Source organism: Microbulbifer aggregans (assembly GCF_001750105.1).
In the GTDB taxonomy this organism is placed as follows: Bacteria; Pseudomonadota; Gammaproteobacteria; order Pseudomonadales; family Cellvibrionaceae; genus Microbulbifer; species Microbulbifer aggregans.
Window position 1 is genome coordinate 1,018,747 of sequence record NZ_CP014143.1, and the last position, 22,904, is coordinate 1,041,650.

The 22,904-nt window shown below is 59.0% G+C and carries 21 protein-coding genes; 4 read left to right on the forward strand and 17 right to left on the reverse strand.

Annotated elements, in window-relative coordinates; genetic code table 11:
• Positions 1-6: 6 nt before the first annotated feature.
• From atpD to rpmH, 17 genes are all read right to left on the reverse strand, one after another.
• A complete protein-coding gene (gene atpD, locus AUP74_RS04390) occupies positions 7-1,407 on the reverse strand; it encodes a F0F1 ATP synthase subunit beta (RefSeq protein WP_069946504.1) in 1,401 nt (466 codons plus the stop codon).
• Positions 1,408-1,441: 34 nt separating this feature from the next.
• Positions 1,442-2,302 (reverse strand): F0F1 ATP synthase subunit gamma, encoded by an 861-nt coding sequence (gene atpG / locus AUP74_RS04395; protein ID WP_069946505.1) that lies wholly within the window; start codon positions 2,300-2,302, stop codon positions 1,442-1,444.
• 72 nt (positions 2,303-2,374) lie between these two features.
• Positions 2,375-3,919 (reverse strand): F0F1 ATP synthase subunit alpha, encoded by a 1,545-nt coding sequence (atpA, locus tag AUP74_RS04400; protein WP_069946506.1) that lies wholly within the window; start codon positions 3,917-3,919, stop codon positions 2,375-2,377.
• 38 nt (positions 3,920-3,957) lie between these two features.
• Positions 3,958-4,494, reverse strand: coding sequence for a F0F1 ATP synthase subunit delta (locus tag AUP74_RS04405; protein WP_069946507.1), 537 nt, complete (start codon positions 4,492-4,494; stop codon positions 3,958-3,960).
• Between the two features lie 13 nt (positions 4,495-4,507).
• Complete coding sequence (locus AUP74_RS04410; RefSeq protein WP_069946508.1) at positions 4,508-4,978, reverse strand: F0F1 ATP synthase subunit B; 471 nt, start codon at positions 4,976-4,978, stop codon at positions 4,508-4,510.
• Between the two features lie 52 nt (positions 4,979-5,030).
• Positions 5,031-5,279, reverse strand: a complete 249-nt coding sequence (atpE, locus tag AUP74_RS04415; protein ID WP_067084854.1) for a F0F1 ATP synthase subunit C — start codon at positions 5,277-5,279, stop codon at positions 5,031-5,033.
• 63 nt (positions 5,280-5,342) lie between these two features.
• Positions 5,343-6,269 carry a F0F1 ATP synthase subunit A gene (gene atpB / locus AUP74_RS04420; RefSeq protein WP_069946509.1) on the reverse strand — a complete coding sequence of 309 codons (927 nt, stop codon included), beginning with the start codon at positions 6,267-6,269 and terminating at the stop codon, positions 5,343-5,345.
• Positions 6,270-6,311: 42 nt separating this feature from the next.
• Entirely contained in the window at positions 6,312-6,674 is a 363-nt protein-coding gene (locus tag AUP74_RS04425; protein WP_069946510.1) for an ATP synthase subunit I, read from the reverse strand.
• A 213-nt stretch (positions 6,675-6,887) separates the two neighbouring features.
• Entirely contained in the window at positions 6,888-7,781 is an 894-nt protein-coding gene (locus tag AUP74_RS04430; protein ID WP_069946511.1) for a ParB/RepB/Spo0J family partition protein, read from the reverse strand.
• Between the two features lie 14 nt (positions 7,782-7,795).
• The gene (locus tag AUP74_RS04435; protein ID WP_069946512.1) at positions 7,796-8,602 is read right to left on the reverse strand and encodes a ParA family protein; all 807 of its coding nucleotides are present in this window, start codon (positions 8,600-8,602) and stop codon (positions 7,796-7,798) included.
• 137 nt (positions 8,603-8,739) lie between these two features.
• On the reverse strand, positions 8,740-9,393 hold the full coding sequence (gene rsmG, locus AUP74_RS04440; RefSeq protein ID WP_069946513.1) for a 16S rRNA (guanine(527)-N(7))-methyltransferase RsmG: 654 nt from the start codon (positions 9,391-9,393) through the stop codon (positions 8,740-8,742).
• A gap of 21 nt (positions 9,394-9,414) precedes the next feature.
• A complete protein-coding gene (mnmG, locus tag AUP74_RS04445) occupies positions 9,415-11,304 on the reverse strand; it encodes a tRNA uridine-5-carboxymethylaminomethyl(34) synthesis enzyme MnmG (protein ID WP_069948706.1) in 1,890 nt (629 codons plus the stop codon).
• Between the two features lie 691 nt (positions 11,305-11,995).
• Positions 11,996-13,384 (reverse strand): tRNA uridine-5-carboxymethylaminomethyl(34) synthesis GTPase MnmE, encoded by a 1,389-nt coding sequence (gene mnmE, locus AUP74_RS04450; RefSeq protein ID WP_069946514.1) that lies wholly within the window; start codon positions 13,382-13,384, stop codon positions 11,996-11,998.
• Between the two features lie 76 nt (positions 13,385-13,460).
• Positions 13,461-15,119 carry a membrane protein insertase YidC gene (gene yidC, locus AUP74_RS04455; protein WP_069946515.1) on the reverse strand — a complete coding sequence of 553 codons (1,659 nt, stop codon included), beginning with the start codon at positions 15,117-15,119 and terminating at the stop codon, positions 13,461-13,463.
• A 4-nt stretch (positions 15,120-15,123) separates the two neighbouring features.
• Positions 15,124-15,390 carry a membrane protein insertion efficiency factor YidD gene (yidD, locus tag AUP74_RS16980; protein ID WP_083260814.1) on the reverse strand — a complete coding sequence of 89 codons (267 nt, stop codon included), beginning with the start codon at positions 15,388-15,390 and terminating at the stop codon, positions 15,124-15,126.
• Positions 15,387-15,824 (reverse strand): ribonuclease P protein component, encoded by a 438-nt coding sequence (gene rnpA / locus AUP74_RS04460; RefSeq protein WP_069946516.1) that lies wholly within the window; start codon positions 15,822-15,824, stop codon positions 15,387-15,389. Before rnpA ends, yidD begins: the two co-directional genes overlap by 4 nt.
• A 30-nt stretch (positions 15,825-15,854) precedes the next feature.
• Positions 15,855-15,989: a 50S ribosomal protein L34 gene (rpmH, locus tag AUP74_RS04465; protein WP_067084833.1), complete on the reverse strand. Its 135-nt coding sequence runs from the start codon at positions 15,987-15,989 to the stop codon at positions 15,855-15,857.
• A 549-nt stretch (positions 15,990-16,538) separates the two neighbouring features.
• On the opposite strand from rpmH, the gene dnaA reads away from it, so the two are divergent.
• From dnaA to gyrB, 4 genes are all read left to right on the forward strand, one after another.
• Positions 16,539-18,068, forward strand: a complete 1,530-nt coding sequence (gene dnaA / locus AUP74_RS04470) for a chromosomal replication initiator protein DnaA (RefSeq protein ID WP_069946517.1) — start codon at positions 16,539-16,541, stop codon at positions 18,066-18,068.
• 54 nt (positions 18,069-18,122) lie between these two features.
• Positions 18,123-19,229 carry a DNA polymerase III subunit beta gene (gene dnaN / locus AUP74_RS04475; RefSeq protein WP_069946518.1) on the forward strand — a complete coding sequence of 369 codons (1,107 nt, stop codon included), beginning with the start codon at positions 18,123-18,125 and terminating at the stop codon, positions 19,227-19,229.
• Positions 19,230-19,323: 94 nt separating this feature from the next.
• On the forward strand, positions 19,324-20,463 hold the full coding sequence (recF, locus tag AUP74_RS04480) for a DNA replication/repair protein RecF (protein WP_226999889.1): 1,140 nt from the start codon (positions 19,324-19,326) through the stop codon (positions 20,461-20,463).
• Positions 20,464-22,884: a DNA topoisomerase (ATP-hydrolyzing) subunit B gene (gene gyrB, locus AUP74_RS04485; RefSeq protein ID WP_069946519.1), complete on the forward strand. Its 2,421-nt coding sequence runs from the start codon at positions 20,464-20,466 to the stop codon at positions 22,882-22,884. It begins immediately after the preceding gene.
• Positions 22,885-22,904: the final 20 nt, after the last annotated feature.

Here is a 22,904-nt window from a genome sequence, read left to right on the forward strand (position 1 = left end):
CTGCGCTTACTTGGCCTTATTGGCTTTCTCGACAGCTTCGTCGATGGTGCCGACCATGTAGAACGCCTGCTCCGGCAGGTGGTCGTAGTCGCCATTCAGGATGCCCTGGAAGCCACGGATGGTTTCCTTCAGGGAAACGTATTTGCCCGGCGCACCGGTAAATACTTCTGCAACGTGGAACGGCTGGGACAGGAAGCGCTCGATCTTACGGGCGCGAGCCACGATCTGCTTGTCTTCCTCGGACAGTTCATCCATACCCAGAATGGCGATGATGTCCTTCAGCTCCTTATAGCGCTGCAGTACGGACTGCACGCCACGGGCGACTTCGTAGTGTTCCTGACCGATCACCAGCGGATCCAGCTGACGGGAGGTGGAGTCCAGCGGATCAACAGCCGGGTAGATACCCTTGGCGGCGATGTCACGGCTCAGTACGACGGTAGAGTCCAGGTGCGCGAAGGTAGTAGCCGGAGACGGGTCGGTAAGGTCGTCCGCCGGTACGTATACAGCCTGGATGGAGGTAATGGAACCGGTCTTGGTGGAGGTAATACGCTCCTGCAGAACGCCCATCTCTTCCGCCAGAGTCGGCTGGTAACCTACCGCAGACGGCATACGGCCGAGCAGGGCGGATACTTCGGTACCGGCCAGGGTGTAACGGTAGATGTTGTCGACGAACAGCAGTACGTCACGACCTTCGTCACGGAATTTCTCCGCCATGGTCAGGCCGGTCAGGGCAACACGCAGACGGTTACCGGGCGGCTCGTTCATCTGACCGTAAACCATTGCTACCTTGGACTCGGAGAAGTTCTCGACGTTTACAACGCCGGCTTCCTGCATTTCAAAGTAGAAGTCGTTACCTTCACGGGTACGCTCACCAACACCAGCGAATACAGACAGACCGCTGTGCTCGGTGGCGATGTTGTTGATCAGCTCCATCATGTTTACGGTCTTGCCCACACCGGCACCACCGAACAGGCCAACCTTACCGCCCTTGGCGAACGGACATACCAGGTCGATTACCTTGATGCCGGTCTCCAGCAGCTCGGTGGAGCTGGACTGCTCTTCATACGTGGGAGCAGCGCGGTGGATGGAAGCGCGTTCTTTTTCACCGATCGGACCACACTCGTCGATCGGGTTACCGAGAACGTCCATGATACGGCCCAGGGTCTCGGTACCAACCGGTACGGAAACCGGTGCACCGGTGTTCTTCACCGGCAGACCGCGGGAGATACCCTCGGATGAACCCATGGCGATAGCGCGTACAACGCCGTCGCCGAGCTGCTGCTGCACTTCCATGGTGAGGTCCTTGCCCTCTACCACGAGTGCGTCGTATACCTTCGGCACGGAGTCGCGCGGGAATTCCACGTCGATTACCGCTCCGATAACTTGCACAATTTGCCCGTTACTCATTTCCGGATCCTCAAATCAAAATTCGTTCAGCCGCTTAAACCGCTGCGGCGCCGCCCACAATCTCGGACAGCTCCTGGGTAATCGCTGCCTGGCGCGCCTTGTTGTAAACAAGCTGCAGCGCATCGATGAGCTCGCCGGCGTTATCCGTGGCGCTCTTCATCGCGATCATTCGCGCGGCCTGCTCACAGGCCTTGTTCTCGACCACGGCCTGGTACACCTGCGACTCGATATAGCGAGCCAGCAGACCATCCAGCAACTCCACCGGCTCGGGCTCGTAGAGGTAGTCCCAGTCGTGACTCAGCTCTTCGTCTTCATCCCTCGGCAGGGGCAGCAACTGCTCGACCCGCGGCTTCTGGGACATGGTGTTGACGAATTCGTTGGACACGAGGAACAGACGGTCGATCTCGCCCTCGGCGAAACGATCCATCATGACCTTGACCGAACCAATCAGCTTGTTGGCCTGGGGTGCGTCACCGACATCGCGCAGGGCCGCAACCACCTTGGCGCCGATACTGCTGAAGAAACCGGCAGCCTTGTTACCGACTGCGCAGACCTCAACATCGACACCCTTGTCGGACCAGGCCTGCATCTCGCGAATCGCTGCCTTGAACATATTGATGTTCAGGCCACCACAGAGACCACGGTCAGTCGATACCAGGATAAAGCCGACCCGCTTGGCTTCGCGCTCCTGCAGGTAGATATGCTGGTACTCGGCCGAGGCGTTGGCGACGTGGCCGATCACCTGGCGTATGCGCTGGGCGTAAGGACGCCCCAGTGCCATGCGATCCTGAGCTTTACGCATCTTACTCGCCGCGACCATTTCCATCGCGGAGGTAATTTTCTGCGTGCTCTTGATGCTGGCAATTTTTGTGCGTACTTCTTTTCCGCCTGCCATAGTGTTTTACCTTTTTGCTCGTTTCTTCCCTATCCCCCGCCCTCGCCTGAAAGGGGAGGGCGGAAGGTGGAATTACCAGCTACCGGTAGCCTTGAACTTCTCGATAGCGCCCTTGAAGGCTGCATCGATTTCGTCGTTGTAAGCGCCGGTGCTGTTAACCTTCTCCATCAGCTCTGCGTGTTCGCTGTTCATGTAAGCGAGCAGGGCGGATTCGAAGTCGAGCACCTTGTTTACTTCTACGTCGTTCAGGTAACCCTTGTCGGCGGCGTAAACGGAAACAGCCATTTCCGCGATGGACAGCGGAGAGTACTGCTTCTGCTTCATCAGCTCGGTAACGCGCTCACCGTGGTCCAGCTGGGCCTTGGTGGCTTCGTCCAGGTCAGAGGCAAACTGGGAGAATGCCGCCAGTTCACGGTACTGGGCCAGCGCGGTACGGATACCACCAGACAGCTTCTTGATCACCTTGGTCTGGGCGGAACCACCCACTCGGGATACAGAGATACCCGGGTTGATGGCCGGACGGACACCGGCGTTGAACAGGTCGGTTTCCAGGAAGATCTGACCGTCGGTAATAGAGATCACGTTGGTCGGTACGAACGCGGAAACGTCACCAGCCTGGGTTTCGATGATCGGCAGTGCGGTCAGGGAACCGGTTTTACCTTTCACTTCACCGTTGGTGAACTTCTCTACGTAATCGGCGTTTACACGCGCGGCGCGCTCCAGCAGGCGGGAGTGCAGGTAGAAAACGTCACCCGGGTAGGCTTCACGGCCCGGCGGGCGCTTCAGCAGCAGGGAGATCTGGCGGTAGGCCCAGGCCTGCTTGGTGAGGTCATCGTAAATAATCAGGGCGTCTTCACCGCGGTCGCGGAAGTACTCACCCATGGTGCAACCAACGTACGGAGCCAGGAACTGCATGGCAGCCGGGTCAGCGGCGCCGGCAGCAACCACGATGGTGTGATCCATCGCACCGTGCTCTTCCAGCTTGCGCACCACATTGGCAATGGAGGACTGCTTCTGGCCGATGGCAACGTAGACACACTTAATACCGGTGCCTTTCTGGTTGATGATCGCATCGATCGCAACCGCAGTCTTACCGATCTGGCGGTCGCCGATGATCAGCTCACGCTGGCCACGGCCAATCGGGATCATGGTATCAACCGCTTTCAGACCAGTCTGTACCGGCTGATCTACGGATTGACGGGCAATTACGCCGGGGGCTACTTTTTCTACCGCGTCGGTCAGCTTGGTGTTCAGCGGACCTTTGCCATCGATCGGGTTACCCAGCGCATCTACAACGCGGCCCAGCAGTTCAGGACCCACCGGGGTCTCCAGAATGCGGCCGGTGCAGCGACACTTCTGGCCTTCGGCCAGATCTTTATAGTCACCCAGTACGATCGCACCAACGGAGTCGCGTTCCAGGTTCAGCGCCATACCGTAGACGCCGCCTTCGAACTCGATCATCTCACCGTACATGGCATCAGCCAGACCGTGAATGCGGATGATACCGTCGGATACGGAAACAATAGTGCCCTCGTTCTGGGCCTGAGTGCTCACATCGAGATTCTCGATGCGGCTCTTGATAATTTCACTGATCTCAGAGGGATTCAGTTGCTGCATGCTCTGTTCCTCAAGTTCCTAAATGCTTAGGAAAGTAATTAGGAGTTCATCGCCTCGGCGAGTTTGGCCAGTCGGCCGCGCACCGTGCCATCGATCACTGTGTCACCGGCGCGCACGATGGCGCCACCCAGCAGGCTTTCGTCTACCGAGCTGTGCAGGTGTACTTCGCGTCCGAATTTCTTGCCGAGCGACTTGGTCAGCTCTGCCGCCTGGGCATCGCTGAGGGCTCGTGCGGACACGACTTCCACGTCGATCGTGGACTCCGCTTTTGCTTTCAGTTCTTCGAACAGCGCGGAAATTTCCGGCAACAGCGGCAGGCGGTGGTTTTCCGCCAGCAACCGGATAAAGTTCTTACCGGATTCACTGAGGTCATCTGAACAGATGGACAGGAATTTGTCTGCGCGCTCTTCGCTGGTGAGCTGCGGGTTTTCCAGCAACTCACTCACTTTCTCGCTCTGGCTGACCGCGGCTGCAGTAGCCAGCGCAGCGCTCCAACCGGAGAGGTCGGAGGCTTGCTGCGCATAGGCAAAGGCTGCTTTGGCGTAGGGCCGGGCCAGTGTGCTGAGTTCCGCCATTGGGGTTCCTCGCTTACAGCTCGGCTGCCAGTTTATCGATCAGATCGTCGTGGGCCTTGGCATCGATATTGATCGACAGGATTTTCTCAGCACCGGCCACGGACAGCTCAGCTACGCGGCTGCGCAGTTGCTCCTTGGCACGGTTCACTTCCTGTTCGATCTCAGCCTTGGCGGCGGCCTTCAGGCGGTCGCCTTCAGCGAGCGCAGCTTGCTTGGCCTCATCGACAATCTGGTTGGCGCGTTTGTTGGCACCGTCGATGATTTCCGCTGCTTGCTCTTTGGCTTCCTTAAGCTGATCAGCGGCTTTGCGCTGTGCCAGCTCCAGGTCCTTGCCTGCACGCTCCGCCTCTTCGAGACCAGTGGCGATCTTCTGCTCGCGCTCTTTCATCACGCCCAGCAGGGGCGGCCAAACGAACTTCCAGCAGAACCACACGAAGGCCAGAAAGGTAATCGACTGGCCGATTAGAGTCAGGTTGATATTCACACCGACACCTCTTGCTCTTTAAAAAGGGTTAAGGGCAATTGGAACGATGGAATTAACCAGCCAGACCAGGAGCAACTGCGAAGATCAGGTACATGGCGATACCAACACCGATCATCGGAACGGCGTCGAGCAGACCCGCCATCAGGAACATTTTGCCCTGCAGAGCCGGAGCCTGTTCCGGCTGACGCGCAGAACCTTCCAGCAGTTTGCCACCCAGAGTACCGAAACCGATCGCAGTACCCAGTGCGCCCAGACCGATCAGCAGTGCGCTCGCGATGTAAACCAGACCAAGTGCTTCCATTGTATTCTCCAATTAAAAGTTAAGAGTTGATTGAAAGGTTAGTGAAACGTAACTGTCGAAAAATTAGTGGTCGTTCTTGTGCTCATCTTCCCGGTCATGGGCCATGGCCATGTACACGGTAGTCAGCACCATGAACACGAACGCCTGCAGGGTAATCACCAGGATGTGGAAGATCGCCCAGCCCATCTGCAGGAAGCCGGCACCAATAAAGCCGAGAACACCGACGCCAAACACGATGGCGATCAGGATGAAAATCATTTCCCCGGCGTAGAGGTTACCGAACAGACGCAGACCGAGAGAAACCGGCTTCGCCAGCAGGGATACCGCCTCCAGCAGGAAGTTAAACGGAATCAGGAAAATATCGATGTACCACTTGCCGGAATGGAAGGGGTGCAGCGTCAGCTCCTTGAGGAAGCCGATCGGACCCTTTTCCTTGACGCTGAAGATCAGCATCAGGGCAAACACAGCCAGAGCCATGCCCAGTGTGGCGTTCAGGTCGGTGGTCGGTACCACCTTGAAGAACAGGTGCGGGTTACCGGAGATTCCGGCCGCAGCCATCGGCAGCCAGTCGACCGGGATCAGGTCCATCAGGTTCATCAGGAACACCCACACGAAGATGGTCAACGCCATGGGCGCCACCATGCTGTTGCGGTGCGGGAAGGTTTCCTTCACAAGCTTGTCAACAAACTCGGTCACCATTTCCACGAAGCTCTGCAGGCCATTCGGCACACCACTGGTGGCCTTTTTGGCGCCGCGGGCAAACAGGAAACAGAACAGCATACCGAGCACCACGGACCAACCGATGGTGTCGATATGGATCGCCCAGAAGCCCATATCGGCTGCTTCCTGGGATGAATGCGCCAGAGTCCAGGTGCTCTCCTGCAGAACGGTACCGTCGTAACGGGTGTAACCCGCCGGCAATTTGCCGTACGCCATGTTCTGCAGGTGGTGTTGGATATACTCCGTCGCGGTTTGAGCTTCGCCTGCCATAGTTCCTCAGCAATCGTCAAAGTAAGAATTCTGTCGTCGGGGTCAGCGCACTAAGCGCGCCACCAACAGCCACTGCACGATCACACAGAGGCTGTAACTGATAAACAGTGCGGCCGCATTGAGCGGCCTGATTGCGGCAAAGACAGCTGCGAACCCGACCAGGGTGAGCACGAATTTACCGGTCTCCGCCCGGTAGAAGGATTCCACTACCCGGGGGGCTGCGCGTGCTCCACTGTGGCGGAAAGCACGCAGCGCAAAATATGCGTTTGGCAACGCACACAGGGCGCCGCCAAGAAATATCGACAGCGCCGTCACCGGGTTGCCAACAAAGTGCCAGGTTGCACTGACCAGCGATACCAGCAGGAGCTGTACCGCGGCAATTTTCAACACCGGGGGTTTAGACATAGGCGGGGTCAAGCCGGCCAATATTAGCGCTGTCCGCCCAAATTTTGGGCGAGCGAATTATAGGAGCAACCGCATTGCCGGTTCAACCGGCAAATGCCGTCAAGTTGTTTAAATTTCGGCGGTTTTTGCCAGCCGAATCCGAGCTTTGTGAGCACTCACCAACACCTGTTGATGCACCAGTTTGGCGCGCGGTGACACTCAGTGCGATGGCGCTCAGTCTTCGCTGTAGCCCAGGTGCCCGAGAATGCCCTGCAGTTCGTCCAGGCTGCTGTATTTCAGCACCAGGCGGCCGGCGCCCTTGTCATTGCAGTCGATGCTCACAGGAACACCGACCTTCTCCGACAAACGCTCGCTCAGGCGGCGGATATTGGGATCCTCCTTGGGCTTCGCCGGGGCAGGGCTGTGGGCCTGCTGCTGCAGGCGGCGGACCAGCGCCTCGGTCTGGCGTACGGTCAGTCCCCGGTCCACCACCTGGCGGGCTGCGGCCCGCTGGGTTTCACCGCCGAGGCCGAGCAGGGCCTTGGCGTGACCAAGCTCCAGGTCACCCCGCTCAAGGAAGGTGCGGACCTCATCGGTGAGACTCAAGAGTCGCAGCAGATTGGTAACGGCGGTGCGGGACTTGCCCACGGCCTCGGCCACCTGCTGCTGGGTCAGCTCGAATTCGTCCTGCAGGCGCTTGAGAGCGGTGGCTTCCTCAACCGGATTGAGGTCCTCGCGCTGGATGTTTTCGATGAGCGCCATGGCCACGGCGGCCTCATCCGGAACGTCGCGTACCAGGGCTGGCACCCGGTCCAGCTCGGCCAGCTGGGCGGCTCGCCAGCGGCGCTCACCGGCAATAATCTCGAACTTCTCGCCCGCAGGCCGCACCACGATAGGCTGCATGATGCCCTGGGCGCGGATGGAATCCGCCAGCTCCTGCAGGGATTCCTGGGGAAAGTCACGGCGCGGCTGGTAGCGGCCGCGCTGCAGATATTCGATCGGCAGTTCGCGCAGTTCGCCGTCCACGCTTTCACTGCTGTCACCGGTAGCCATGGCAATCGCCTGGCTCGCCTCACCACTGATCAGATGGGATAGATTCCTGCCCAAACCTTTGCGTCGGCTGGCCATATTGTTTACCTCGATTAAACGGCTTGCGCGACGGGGGCCGCCTGACTGGCACCGCGTCCAGCACCATGGCGCCGGGTCATTTCACCGGCGAGGGCCAGATAGGCGATGGCACCCTTGGAATGGCGGTCGTACTCCAGTGCCGGCTTGCCGTAGCTGGGGGCCTCGGCAAGGCGCACGTTGCGGGGAATACAGGTGCGATAGAGCCGCTCACCGAAATATTCGGACAGCTGCTCCGATACATCGCTGGTCAGGCTGTTGCGCGGGTCATACATGGTGCGCAGGATACCCTCGATCTTGAGCTCCGGGTTTGCAGCGCGCTGAATCTGGGTAATCGTATCGATCAGGGCGGACAGCCCCTCCAGCGCGTAGTATTCACACTGCATCGGAATCAAGACGCCGCTGGCAGCGCAGAGCGCATTCACCGTGAGCATATTCAGAGAGGGCGGGCAGTCGACGACGATGTAGTCATAGTTGTCGTGCTCCTCACGCAGGGCACGGCGCAAGCGGGATTCGCGGCCTTCCATGTCGAGCAACTCCACCTCTGCGGCAGACAGGTCGCCATTGGCCGGCAGCAGATCGTAGCCGCTGTCAGTGGGGACAATCGCTTTGCGCGCCGGCAGGCTATCAGCCAGTACGTCGTACACAGACAGCTGCAGCTCACCTTTGTTGACGCCACTGCCCATGGTCGCGTTGCCCTGGGGGTCGAGGTCGACCAGCAGAACCCGGCGCTTGTTGGCTACCAGAGAAGCGGCCAGATTGACGCAGGTGGTGGTTTTGCCCACCCCGCCTTTCTGATTGGCCACTGCGAATATCTTGCTCAAGGTTTTTATCCTTTGTTGTCCCGAAGGCGCTCTCCCCGGCTGCCATCGAGCCACCGCTGCACGCGGCGTCATATCGGGCGCAGGTGTCCCGAGGGGAGTGCGCAGGTCTTGGAAACAGGAATCGTCGTTCGCGGGATTTACGCCAGGCCGTCGCTTTCTGCGGCGCGGCTCAAAACGATTAGGTGGCGATCCGCATCGCAACCCGGTACCGAAAGGGTATGCACCCGATCGACCTTAATCCCTTTTGGAAGTGCGCTCAACTCATCTTGTGGAAACTTGCCCTTCATAGCGTAAAACCTACCACCCGGGGCTAGCAAGTGCTCACTACCAGCCACCATGTCAGCGATAGTGGCAAACGCTCTCGATGTCACCGCTGCAAAGGGTTCCGCCGGCTGAAAAGACTCCAGGCGCTCGTTCATGACGGTCACGTTGGGCAACGGTAACTGGGCGGCCACCTGGAACAGGAAGCGGGTTTTTTTGCCGTTGCTATCCAGCAGGGTTATCGGGCGCTGTGGATGAACGATCGCCAGGGGAATCCCCGGCAGGCCACCGCCACTACCGACATCGATCAGCGGTGCGGAGTCGTTACCACAGAGATTGACCACGCTAAGACTGTCGATGATATGACGCTCCAGCATGTCCGCCGGATCGCGCACCGCGGATAAGTTGTAGGCGGCATTCCAGCGCGCAAACAGGGCCAGGTATTCCAGCAGCAGGGTCTGCTGCTCATCAGTCAGTTCAACCGACATCTGCGCAGCGGCATCCACCAGGCGCGGGCGGAAGGATTCCATCTGTGACAAAACGTGCCTCTCCTAAACCGCTTTCTTTCGCGTCAGAAGACCGCGCTTTTTCAGTTGGATCAGCAGCAGGGAAACCGCAGCCGGTGTCACACCGGGGACCCTGGAGGCCCGGGCCAGGGTATCCGGACGGGTATCTCCCAGCTTTTGTTTTACTTCACTGGAGAGCCCTGACACCTCGCTGTAGTCAAAATCGGCGGGAATCGGTGTGTCCTCATAGGCCCGCAGGCGCTCGATCTCATCGCGCTGACGGTCGATATAGCCGGCGTACTTGGCGGAGATCTCCACCTGCTCGGCAACACGCTCGTCGGACACAGGCTCGCCTTTCAGGGGGGCCACGTCGCTGTAGCGCAGCTCCGGTCGGCGCAGCAGATCCATCAGGTTGTACTCACGCGCAAGCGGCTGGGGCAACTTGGACTCGGCCGCGGCCGCCTGAGGGGTATTCGGGTGTATCCAGGTTTCCTGCAGGCGCTGGCGCTCGCGCTCGATCGCCTCGCGCTTTTCAGTGAAAGCGTGCCAGCGCTCATCGCTTACAAGCCCTAATTCGCGGCCTTGCTCGGTCAGGCGCAGATCAGCGTTATCCTCACGCAGCAGCAGCCGGTATTCGGCGCGGCTGGTGAACATGCGGTAGGGCTCTTTGGTGCCAGTGGTGATCAGGTCGTCCACCAGAACCCCCAGATAGGCCTGATCGCGGCGCGGAGACCAGGCGTCGCGCTCCTGGGCGCGCAGCGCGGCATTGGCGCCCGCCAGCAACCCCTGGGCCGCAGCTTCCTCGTAGCCGGTGGTGCCGTTGATCTGCCCGGCGAAGTAGAGTCCCTGAATGAACTTGGTCTCCAGTGAGGGCAGCAGATCCCGCGGATCGAAGAAATCGTATTCGATGGCGTAGCCCGGGCGGGTGATGTGGGCGTTTTCGAAGCCACGGATGGAGTGCACCAGGGCCACCTGCACGTCGAAGGGCAGGCTGGTGGAAATCCCGTTCGGGTAGAGCTCATTGGTGGTCAGCCCCTCGGGCTCGACGAAGATCTGATGGCTGTCCTTATCGGCGAACCGGTGGACCTTGTCCTCGATCGAGGGGCAGTAGCGCGGACCGACCCCCTCGATCACCCCGGAGTACATAGGGGAGCGGTCGAGGCCGCCCTGGATGATCTCGTGGGTGCGGTTGTTGGTATGGGTAATCCAGCAGCAGACCTGTCGGGGATGCTGCTCGCGGCTGCCCAGGTATGACATCACCGGTGTTGGCGTATCGCCCCATTGCTCTTCCAGCTCGGAAAAGTCGACCGAGCGGGCGTCGATACGCGGCGGTGTACCGGTCTTCAGGCGCTCTACACGAAAGGGTAATTCGCGCAGACGCTCCGCCAGCGCAATCGAAGGGGGGTCGCCGGCGCGACCGCCTGAATGGCTATCGAGCCCGATATGGATGCGGCCGCCGAGGAAGGTTCCGGCGGTAATCACCACAGTTTTCCCACGGAAGCGGATGCCGGCATTGGTCACTACGCCCACCACACGCTCCCCTTCAACGATCAAATCGTCGGCGGCCTGCTGGAAGATCTCCAGGTTCTGCTGTCGCTCGAGAATCGAGCGGATCGCACTTCGGTAGAGTGCCCGGTCTGCCTGGGCGCGTGTCGCCCGGACCGCCGGGCCTTTGCGGGCATTGAGAACGCGAAACTGGATCCCACCCAGATCCGTTGCCTCGGCCATGGCGCCGCCCAGGGCGTCCACTTCCTTCACCAGGTGGCTTTTACCGATTCCGCCGATTGCCGGGTTGCACGACATCTGCCCCAAGGTCTCGATGTTGTGAGTCAGCAGGAGCGTCGAAGCCCCCATGCGCGCAGCGGCAAGGGACGCCTCGGTTCCGGCATGGCCGCCGCCGATCACGATCACGTCATATTGCTTGGGGAAGTCCATCGCTACCGCCACAGGGTCAAAAAAGGGGCGCACATTTTATAGTCAGTGCCCACTGAGCAGCAAATACTGTTCGTCACTCGATGTGCGAGCCTCATGCCGCCAACTATAGGGTCCCGGGTGAGTGATTGTGATGGGAGTGGAAGAGGGAGTGGAGGAACACCCGACGGGGAGCTTTGGCCTTTCAAGTTAATCCTTCGTCTAAGACCTTACTAATTAACTTATACATATCTTATGTATGAAAGAGTGTTTGTATTAGTTGTTTTTATTAGGGGCGGCCAGATCGCTGGGTAAGTTAAAAAAAACTATTTAAAACAATGGCTTACAAGCCCTGTTAGGTTGCCTATAACCCCTGCTTGTGCGGGGGGGTAAGTGCGGTAGGGCGCTGTGGATGAATGGGATAACTTTGCCCATTTTTTGTTTCCGGCAAGTTATGCCCGGCCCAGTACCCAGGAATCGACGCCTTTTCCCCCGCTTTTGCCCACAACCGGCCAGGAAACAAGGTGAAATCCCCCACGGGGAGTGGGCAAGCTGCTGGTGAGTTGTGGACAACTGGGCTGGTTTGGATAAGCCTGTGGGTAGCTGTGGGCAACTTCTGTGTAGTGGGCGTGGAAATGGACGGCTGGACCGGGTTTCTGTGTTGAGCGTGAGGGAACCCGGTCAGGATAGCGTGGGCTTTGACGGAGATGGGTGACTACTTGCCGATACAGAAGCTGCCGAAGATTTTACCCAGCAACTCATCCGCGGTGACCTCGCCAGTAATCTCACCCAGTGCCTGCTGGGCTTGCCTCAGGTCTTCTGCAAGCAGCTCACCGGCACCACTTTCATGCAGTTGTGCGGCCCCCTGCTCGATAAACTGACGGGCGCGCTCCAGGGCTTCCAGGTGTCGGCGGCGGGCGCTGAAAGTCCCCTCGGCGGCTCCTGTGTACCCCATGCAGTGTTTGAGGTGTTCCCGCAGGGCATCCAGGCCAGCGCCGGTTTTGGCACTGACCGCTATGACGGGCACGCCGTCAGTGTGCGCCTGCAGACCCGCGCTGTACTCAGTCAGATCAATCTTGTTCAGAACCAGGGTGAGCTTCTCCGGGTCGGGAAGCTGGCTGGTGAACTCGGGCCAGGCGGACTCCGGATCCAGACTGTGGGCCTGCTCCGCATCCACCACCAGGAGCACGCGGTCGGCACCTTTAATTTCTTCCCAGGCCCGCTGGATGCCAATCTGCTCGACGCGATCGGGAGAATCCCGCAGGCCCGCGGTGTCGGCAAACAGCAGCGGCATCCCGTCGATATGGACCTGCTCGCGCAGGATGTCCCGGGTTGTGCCGGCGATATCTGTGACGATCGCCGCGTCCCGGCCAGCCAGAGCGTTCAGCAGGCTCGACTTGCCGGCGTTGGGGCGGCCAGCAATTGCTACCTCCATCCCCTCTCTCAGCAGGCTTCCCTGGCGGGCCTGGACCTCAACGGCGGCTAAGTGGCCGAGCAGGGCGTTAATATCCGCAGCGACTTTGCCATCAGCCAGAAAATCGATTTCTTCCTCTGGAAAATCGATCGATGCTTCGACATAGATGCGTAAATGGGTCAATTGAGTGACCAAGTTTTCGATTTTTTCGGAGAATGCACCTTGCAGGGAGCGCATCGCATTGCGGGCGGCCTGCGCGCTTCCGGCTTCGATCAGGTCGGCGATTGCTTCCGCCTGGGCCAAATCGATCTTGTCGTTGAGAAATGCGCGCTCGGAAAACTCACCTGGTCTCGCCTGTCTGGCGCCGAGCGCGACAGTGGCTTGCAGTAGCTGATCCAGAATGACGGGGCCACCGTGACCCTGCAGTTCCACAACATCCTCACCGGTGAAGGAGTTCGGGCCGGGGAAAAACAGGGCGATGCCCTGATCGATCAACAGGCCATCTCGTGTGAAATCGCAGTAGTGGGCGTGGCGCGGCTTGAATTCCCGGTCGCCGCAGATCGTTCGGGCAATCTCGAGGCTCTGGGGCCCGGAGAGGCGGATGACGCCGATACCGCCACGACCCGGTGCGGTGGCCACGGCGGCGATGGTGTCTCTGGGAGGCGTGGATTCAGTTTTCGATTCGGTCATGGGGAAAGTGTACTCAACGGAAACGAAACAGGGCCGCAAAAGCGGCCCTGGGAATGATGTCTGCGGCGGATGCCGATCAGCTCGAGGCCGACTCGACCTGCTTGTTGATATACCAGGTCTGGGCAATGGAGAGCACGTTGTTGGCAATCCAGTACAGCACCAGGCCGGCCGGGAACCACAGGAAGAAGAAGGTCATCATTACCGGCATCAGCTGCATGATCCGCGCCTGGGTCGGATCCGTGGGCTGGGGCTGCAGTTTCTGCATCAGCCACATGGTCAGGCCCATGATTACCGGCAGGATAAAGTAGGGATCCTTGGCCGACAGGTCGTGGATCCACAGGATCCAGGGCGCGTGGCGCAGCTCGACGGTTTCCATCAGCATCCAGTACAGACCGATGAATACCGGCATCTGTAGCAGGATCGGCAGGCAGCCGCCCATGGGATTGATCTTCTCACGGCGGTAGAGCTTCATTGTCTCTTCCGCGAGTTTCTGGCGGTTGTCCTTGTACTGTTCCTGCAGTTTCTTCATCTGCGGCGCGAACTTGCGCATGCGCGCCATCGATTTCAGGCCGGCGGCGGACAGCGGGTAGAGCAAGGCCTTGATAAAGACGGTCAGCAGTACGATGGCCCAGCCCCAGTTGGAGATGATGTTCTCGTAGATGAAGTTCAGCACCCGGAACATCGGCTTGGCCAGCCACCAGAGCCAACCATAATCCACGGTCAGGTCCAGGTAGGGGGAGATTTCTTCCAGGCGGAAGACATCTTTTGGCCCGGCGTAGAAGGCGGCACTCAGCTCACCCTGGCTGTTGGCCGGGATCTCTACCTGCGGAGCTGTGAAGCCCATACGGAACAGGCCACTGGACAGCCGCTTCAGTTCAAAGGTATTGCGCTCTTCCTGCGGCGGAACCCAGGCGCTGATGAAGTAGTGCTGCACCATGGCCACCCAGCCGCCGACAATGGATTCACGTGTGGGGGTCTCGGCTATCTCTTCGAAATCCTGCTTGAAGTAGTTCTCCTCACTGGTACGCAGGGCTGCGCCCAGGAAGGGTGACATGCCGATGCCCACATCCACCGGTGGCTCGGCACTGTCGCGTTTGATCTGACCGAACATGGCGGCTCGCCAGGGCTGATCGCTGGTGTTATCGACCAGATACTTGACGTCTACCAGGTAATCGCCGCGGTTGAAGGTAAAGCGTTTGGTGATGTTGGCGCCTTGCCGGTTCAGTTTGAGGTCGACCACGAGGCTGTCGCTGCCAGCCTTCAGGGCGTATTCCTGTTCGGCCGCAGTGAACAGCGGGCGTCCGGCGGAACTATCGGTACCGTTGTGACCGATCAGGCCACTCTGGGCAATATAGGTGTGGTCTCGGGTCTGATTGAGGAGAATAAACGGGCGGTCCGGGGTATTCAGCTCTTCATAAAAGTTGCGCAGGGCGACTTTGACGATGTCGCCGCCGCGGGGATCGATCAGCAGGCTGAAGACGTCAGTCTCGACGGAAATCAACTGCCGCTCGCCCCTGGCTTGATCCTGGGTTGCCGTCTCGCCCTGAAGAGTCGGTACATCTCCTGCGGCGTCTCCGGACTCTGGGGCGGTGACGGTTTCAGGAAGCTCGCTGCGTACGACGGTTTCCTGATCTACTGCGGGCGTGCGCTCTTCTTTAAATTCGTTCCACTGGAAGATGAGAGCGAGGATAACTGCGGCGATTCCGCCCAGCAGCGTATAGCGTTGCCAATCCATTTGTTTACCTAAGTTCGCCCCGGTTCGGGTCAGTGTCCGGGTTGGAATGTTTTTCGTCCCGCGGCGGGACTGGGTCCAGGCCGCCGGGATGCCAAGGGTGGCATTTTATAAGGCGCCGCAAGGTTAAATAACCCCCTTTTCCCAATCCATAGGTCTTTAATGCTTCCTCTGAATAATGAGAGCAGGTGGGGTAAAAGCGGCACTGGTTGCCGATCCAGGGGCTCAGCAGATAGCGGTAGACGTGGATCAGCTTGATGGCCAGTCGAGTCACTGGTCCCTCTTGCGGGCTTTGCCGCTGGGCTTGCGACCCCGATTGCTATCCCGAGGAGCTTCGGGTTCGGCAGCACGGCGGGTCAGTTTGCGCCAGAGTTTGTCGAGCAGCTTTGCCAGCTCCTCATTGCTCAACTCACCGGTTCCAGGGCGTGCCAGGACCACCGCATCAAGCGCAGGAAGTTCGTGCTGACGGAGGCGGAAACTTTCGCGCACGATGCGCTTAACCCGGTTGCGGTCAGAAGCCAGGCGGACATGCTTTTTGGCAACGACAAGGCCGAGACGTGGGGAGGGGAGATCGTTGCGTCTGGCAATGATCAAGAGGTTGGGGTGCGCGGCACGAATCTCGGTACCGCTGAACACGGCACGATACTGTGCCGCGTTAAGCAGGCGCAGCGCTTTGGAGAAGCCGAAGTCGCTGCGCGCCTGTTGCATGAATAGAGCGTTCCCGGAGAGGGAAGGCGCTTATGCAGACAGTACTTTGCGGCCTTTGGCGCGACGGCGGGCCAGGATCTTGCGGCCGTTCTTGGTTGCCATACGAGCGCGGAAACCGTGGTTGCGCTTGCGCTTCAAGTTGCTGGGTTGAAAAGTACGTTTCATTGTCTTGCTACCTGAGACTTGTGTTCTGAATTTCGCCGGTGGACCCGGTCGCTGCCTGCGCTCCCGTGCAACCGGTGTTCCGGGCGTTGGAGCTGCGCACTGCGAAGGCGGCGGATTGTATAGAAAGGCACCAGTTAAATCAACGCAAAGACAGGAATTTCCTGTGCGGCAGAGACTGCCCGGGAACAGATTAACGATAGCGCGCCCGGGGGGCTCCGGCGACGTTTCTGGGGCGTGGAAGGTGCAAGTTATTGACTCCATTTAGAAAACGCATTCGGCGCACGGCTTGGCCCCAGCCTATCCACAGATTGCTGTGGATAAGTATGATCGAGGTGCCGCGTGTGGCTGGTTAAATATTGTGCAACCCCTTGAAAAATAGTTAGTTTTTTATCGATCTAAACGGCCTTTTTCAGTCTCGATCTGTGGATAACCCCGCGGTGGAGCGGTATACTACCCGGCTCTTTAGCTGTGCTGGTGTGGGTTGTTTCCGACCCGCCGGTGCCACATTCTTTCTTCCTTCTATATAGATTTGGGGTCTCAGGGGGTTTCTTGTCTGAATCCGTTTGGCGTCAGTGTGCCGCCAGCCTTCAGGATGAATTGCCGTCGCAGCAGTTCAATACCTGGATTCGGCCGTTGCGGGTCAGTCCGTCTGCTGCCGTGGGTGAGCTGCGCCTGGTGGCGCCCAACCGTTTTGTGCTGGATTGGGTCGGCGATAAATTCCTGAAGCGGATTAACGAGCTGGTTAATCACTTTAGCGCGGAGGCGCCGCTGGAAATTGTGCTGGAAATCGCTGAGCGGCGCCCGGCCCGCTTCCAGCGCAGCCGGGGGGCTTCCCAGCAAGTCCCCACAGCCAGTGCTCAACCCAGTGCACAGGTCCAGTCGCCCAATCACGGGCAGGCAGAGGCGCCTGCCCCCTCCCTTGGTGGTTTTTCGCCCCCGGCTTCGGTGAATGGCGCAGCAGCGCCCGTGGTGACGAGGGAGGCTGCACCAGCCGTCCAGCCCCAGCCCCGTCCGCCGGCAGAGACGCGGAAGGTTGAAGTGGAGGGGGCAATCAAGCACGGCAGTGCGCTCAATCGCAATTTCACGTTCAAGTCTTTCGTAGAGGGCAAGTCGAACCAGCTCGGTCTGGCGGCGGCCCAGCAGATTGCGGATAACCCCGGCGGTGCTTATAACCCCTTGTTTATCTATGGTGGTGTGGGCCTGGGTAAAACGCACTTGATGCATGCGGTGGGCAATGCGCTGCTGGAGCGCAACCCGAACGCGAAGGTGGTCTATCTCCATTCAGAGCGATTCGTCGCCGACATGGTGAAGGCGTTGCAGTTGAATGCCATCAGTGACTTCAAACGCTATTACCGGTCGGTAGATGCTCTGCTCATTGATGACATTCAATTTTTTGCTGGCAAGGAGCGCTCACAGGAAGAGTTTTTCCATACGTTCAACGCGCTGCTCGAGGGCGGGCAACAGATTATTCTGACCTGTGACCGCTATCCGAAAGAGATTGACGGTCTTGAGGAGCGCCTCAAGTCCCGTTTTGGCTGGGGTCTGACTGTCGCCGTAGAACCACCGGAGCTCGAGACCCGGGTAGCGATCCTGATGAAAAAGGCGGAGCAGGTCGGTGTTGAGCTGCCACATGATTCTGCCTTCTTTATTGCCCAGCGTATCCGCTCCAATGTGCGGGAGCTGGAGGGCGCCCTGCGGCGGGTGATCGCCAACGCGCAGTTTACCGGTCGCGCCATCGATGACGTTCTGGTACGCGAGGCCCTGAAGGACCTGTTGGCGCTTCAGGATCGGCTGGTCAGTGTGGACAACATCCAGCGCGTTGTGGCGGAGTATTACAAGATCAAGGTGGCGGATCTGCTTTCTAAGCGCCGCAGCCGCTCGGTCGCGCGACCGCGTCAGGTAGCCATGTCCCTGGCCAAGGAGCTGACCAACCATAGCTTGCCGGAGATCGGCGATGCATTTGGCGGGCGCGACCATACCACCGTTCTGCATGCTTGCCGGAAAATCCGCGAGCTGCAGGAAACGGACGCGGATATCCGCGAAGATGTGAAATTATTGACGCGCTCGCTGACCACCTGACGGGATAATGCGAGTACCAGTTAGCGAATAAAACCAACGAAGGCGAAGATACCGATGAAATTCAATGTAAGCCGGGATGCGCTGCTCAAGCCCCTGCAGCTGGTGGCCGGTGTTGTGGAAAAACGTCAGACCCTGCCCGTATTGGCGAATGTGCTGATGCAGTTGCAGGGACAGGAACTGTCTCTGACGGGGACCGACCTCGAGGTGGAGATCGTTGGCCGCCTGGGGGTAGAGGGCGTCGAGATGGAGGGTGAGGTCACTGTGCCCGCCCGCAAACTGCTGGATATCTGCCGCTCGCTGCCCGATGGCGCGGAGCTGAAGTTTGAGCGCGATGGCGAACGTCTGATTCTCCGCAGTGGCCGCAGCCGGTTCCAGCTTTCCACACTGCCGGCCTCCGACTTCCCCAACCAGGAAGAGACCAGTGCCCAGACACGCTTCTCGATTTCTCAGAGAGAAATTCGTCGCCTGATCGAAGCGACGGGCTTTGCCATGGCTCAGCAGGATGTCCGCTACTACCTGAACGGTCTTTTGCTGGAGTGCCGTCCTCAGCAGCTACGCGCAGTGGCGACAGATGGTCACCGCCTCGCGTTGTGTGATCGGGATGCACCGGGCCTCAATGTAGAGTCGCCGATTCAGGCGATCGTGCCCCGTAAGGGCGTTCTGGAGCTGGGGCGTCTGCTCGAGGATACCGACGCTCCCGCCGAAGTAGTGCTGGGTAACAATCATATCCGGGTGATCAGCGGCCAGTTCACCTTTACTTCCAAGCTGGTGGACGGCAAGTTTCCCGATTACGAGAGGGTGTTGCCACGTTCCACGGGGAACGAGATCTACGCAGATCGCCAGGCACTGCGTCAGGCCTTCTCTCGAGCCGCAATTCTCTCCAACGAGAAATACCGGGGAGTCAGACTCCAGGTTTCCGAGGGGTTGCTGCAGATCGTGGCTAACAACCCTGAGCAGGAGGAGGCCGAGGAGCAGCTGGTCGTCGACTATGTCGGTGAGCCCCTCGAAATCGGCTTTAATGTGGGTTACCTGCTCGATGTGACTGGAGCTATCCATAGCGATCAGATTCGAATCGGCTTGGCAGATGCAAACAGCAGCGCGCTGCTGCAGCAGCCCGAAGAGGGGGATGCCCTTTACGTGATCATGCCGATGCGCCTTTGAGGCGATGGGCTGAAGTTGGAATCACAGAAGTGCCGTCATATCCCCGGGTATGGCGGCACTTTTGTATTCGGGGTGCGGTGACGGAAGTTGAGGAGTGGACTATTTGGCCGGCCTGAGTCGTTTGGTGTTGGCGAATTTCCGCAATATCAGTAGTGCGGACATCGCTCTCTGTTGCAGTGTAAATCTCTTCTACGGCGTTAACGGCAGCGGTAAAACTTCCGTGCTGGAAGCCGTACACATGCTTGCTACCGGGAGATCTTTTCGTTCCCGGCAGCACCAGCCCGTCATCCAAGCCGACGCAGAACAGCTGGCAGTCTTTGGGCGGCTCAAAGATGGGTTAACGATCGGTGTAGAGAAGAGACGTTCTGGGCCTGGCGGCAGGATCCGCATCAATCGTGAGGCTGCGGAGTCCAGCTCTCAGTTAGCGGCTCTGTTGCCGCTGCAGTTGATCAATAGCGATAGCTTCTCGGCACTGGAGGGTGGTCCTGGCGTCCGCAGGCGCCTGCTGGACTGGACGGTGTTCCACGTGGAACAAAGCTACCTGCATGCATTGAAGGACTATCAAATCGCACTACGGCAGCGAAATGCCCTGTTACGTCGTGGTAAAATCGGGTCAGATCAGCTGGATATCTGGGATGGGCGCATGGTTATAGCGGCCGTCACCCTGGATCGATTGCGCGAAGAGGTTTTCGAGCGTCTTGGCACTGTCACTCGTGAGCTTTTACTGGATCTTCCAGTCTCGCCGCTCCAGCAGGTGTCGATCCGATACCGTCGTGGATGGAAACAGGGCGTGGACTTGGGTGAGGCCTTACAGGCCTCCAGAGATGCGGATATGGCTGTTGGTCATACCCGAGTGGGCCCTCATCGGGCCGATATGGTTTTTACCGTGGACTCGCAGCCAGCGCAGTCGATTCTCTCGCGAGGCCAGCAAAAGATGTTGGTCTGTGCACTGAGAACGGCGATGGCGCGGGTGGTTTCAAACAGCAGGAAGCCACCGGTGTTTCTGATTGATGATCTACCGGCTGAACTGGATGACGCGCACCAGGTCATTTTTGCCCGCTGGGTCAGTGATTGTGCGGGACAGGTACTGGTGACCGGTATAGAAAGGGAGTCTACTTGCCGACCATGGTTGAGTCTGGCTGCCCCCTGGAATAAGCCGTCTGTGTTCCACGTGGAACATGGGCGAATTAGCGCCGAGCTAGATCCGGCGCCCAATAATGAATGGAGCGAGTAAATGTCAGAGCAGAACAGCTATGACTCCAGTAGCATCAAAGTCCTGAAGGGCCTGGACGCGGTGCGCAAACGCCCGGGCATGTATATCGGCGATACGGACGATGGCACCGGCCTGCACCACATGGTGTTTGAAGTCGTGGACAACTCCATTGATGAGGCGCTGGCTGGCCACTGTGACGAGATCCGGGTCACCATCCACCCGGATGAATCGGTCTCCATCTCGGATAATGGCCGCGGTATTCCGACAGAAATGCACCCGGAAGAGGGCGTCTCTGCCGCCGAGGTGATCATGACGGTGCTGCACGCTGGTGGTAAGTTCGACGACAACACCTATAAAGTCTCCGGTGGCCTGCACGGTGTGGGCGTTTCAGTAGTGAATGCTCTGTCAGAAGAGTTGAAGCTGACCATTCGTCGCAATGGCAAGATCCATGAGCAGATCTATCGCCACGGTGTGCCTGACGCGCCGTTGGCTGTCATTGGTGACACGGATAGCAGTGGCACTAGCGTGCACTTCAAGCCCTCCGCCGAGACGTTCACCAATATCGAGTTCCACTTCGATCAACTCGCCAAGCGCTTGCGTGAGCTCTCATTCCTCAACTCCGGCGTACGCATTGTGCTGAAAGACGAGCGCTCCGGTAAGGAAGAGGTTTACGAATACGAGGGTGGCCTGCGCGCCTTCGTGGAGTACCTGAATCACGCCAAAACCCCGATCAACAAGGTGCTGCATTTCCAGAGCCAGCGAGAGGACGGGATCGGCGTCGAAGTGGCGCTGCAATGGAATGATAGCTTCCAGGAAAACCTGTACTGCTACACCAACAATATCCCCCAGAGGGATGGTGGTACACATCTGGCGGGCTTCCGCGCTGCCCTGACCCGTGGTCTCAATAACTATATCGAGCGCGAGGGACTGGGGAAGAAGGAAAAGGTCAGCACCACTGGTGACGATGCCCGGGAGGGCCTGACTGCAATCATTTCAGTCAAAGTGCCGGACCCGAAATTCTCTTCGCAGACCAAAGACAAACTGGTTTCCTCCGAGGTGAAGCCTGCGGTAGAGCAGGAAATGGGACAGCACTTCAACGACTACCTGCTGGAACACCCGCAGGAAGCCAAGGCCGTCGTTACCAAGATGATCGACGCTGCCAAGGCCCGGGAAGCCGCCCGCAAGGCCCGGGAAATGACACGCCGCAAGGGCGCCCTGGATATCGCCGGCCTGCCCGGTAAGCTGGCAGATTGCCAGCAGAAGGATCCGGCGCTGTCTGAAATCTACCTGGTGGAGGGTGACTCCGCCGGTGGCTCGGCCAAGCAGGGTCGCGACCGTCGTACCCAGGCCATCCTTCCGCTGAAGGGCAAGATCCTGAACGTGGAAAAGGCCCGTTTCGACAAGATGTTGTCCAGTGCCGAGGTCGGCACCCTGATTACTGCACTGGGTTGCGGTATCGGCAAGAGCGAGTTCGACCCGGACAAGCTCCGCTACCACCAGATCATCATCATGACGGACGCCGACGTGGACGGTGCCCACATTCGTACTCTACTGCTGACTTTCTTTTTCCGGCAGATGCCGGAGCTGATCGAGCGGGGCCACATCTACATTGCCCAGCCGCCGCTGTACAAGATCAGCAAGGGCAAGCAGGAGCAGTACTTGAAAGATGAGGCTGCACTGACCCAGTTCCTGACTAACGCCGCACTGGAAAGTGCCAGCCTGTTCGTCAATGCAGACGCGCCGGGCCTCTCTGGCAGCGCTCTGGAAGCGTTGGTGGCCGAGTACCGGGCGGTAATGGCAACCATCGATCGCCTCTCCCGACTGTATCCGGAGGAGGTGCTGCGCAGCATGATCTATCTGCCGAGCCTGGTCGCTCAGGACCTGCAGGATCGGACCAAGATGGAATCCTGGTGCCAGCAGCTGCAGGAGCAGCTGGCCACTGAAAGCAGCGGTGGTGGGCGTCGCCACGAGGTGAGTGTGTATGAGAACACCGAGCGTGATTTGTACTTGCCGCAGATTCATATCGTTGCCCACGGTGTCAGCAGCGACTACCAGGTAAGCCACGAGTTTTTTGAGTCCGCAGAATATCGCGCCATCCAGACCCTGGGGGAGAAGATGGTTGGTCTCCTGGAGGAGGGCGCCTATATCCAGCGGGGCGAGAAACAGCAGCCGGTTTCGACCTTCCCGGAAGCACTGGACTGGCTCATGAACGAAAGCCGCCGCGGTTACAACATCCAGCGCTACAAAGGCCTCGGCGAGATGAACCCGGAGCAGCTGTGGGACACCACCATGAATCCGGAAACCCGTCGTATGCTGCAGGTGACGGTGGAGGATGCCATCGCTGCAGACCAGATCTTCACCACGCTGATGGGGGATCAGGTGGAGCCGCGCCGGGAATTCATCGAAAGCAACGCGCTGGCAGTGGAAAACCTGGACGTATAAAGGTCTAAAGACCCCCGGTC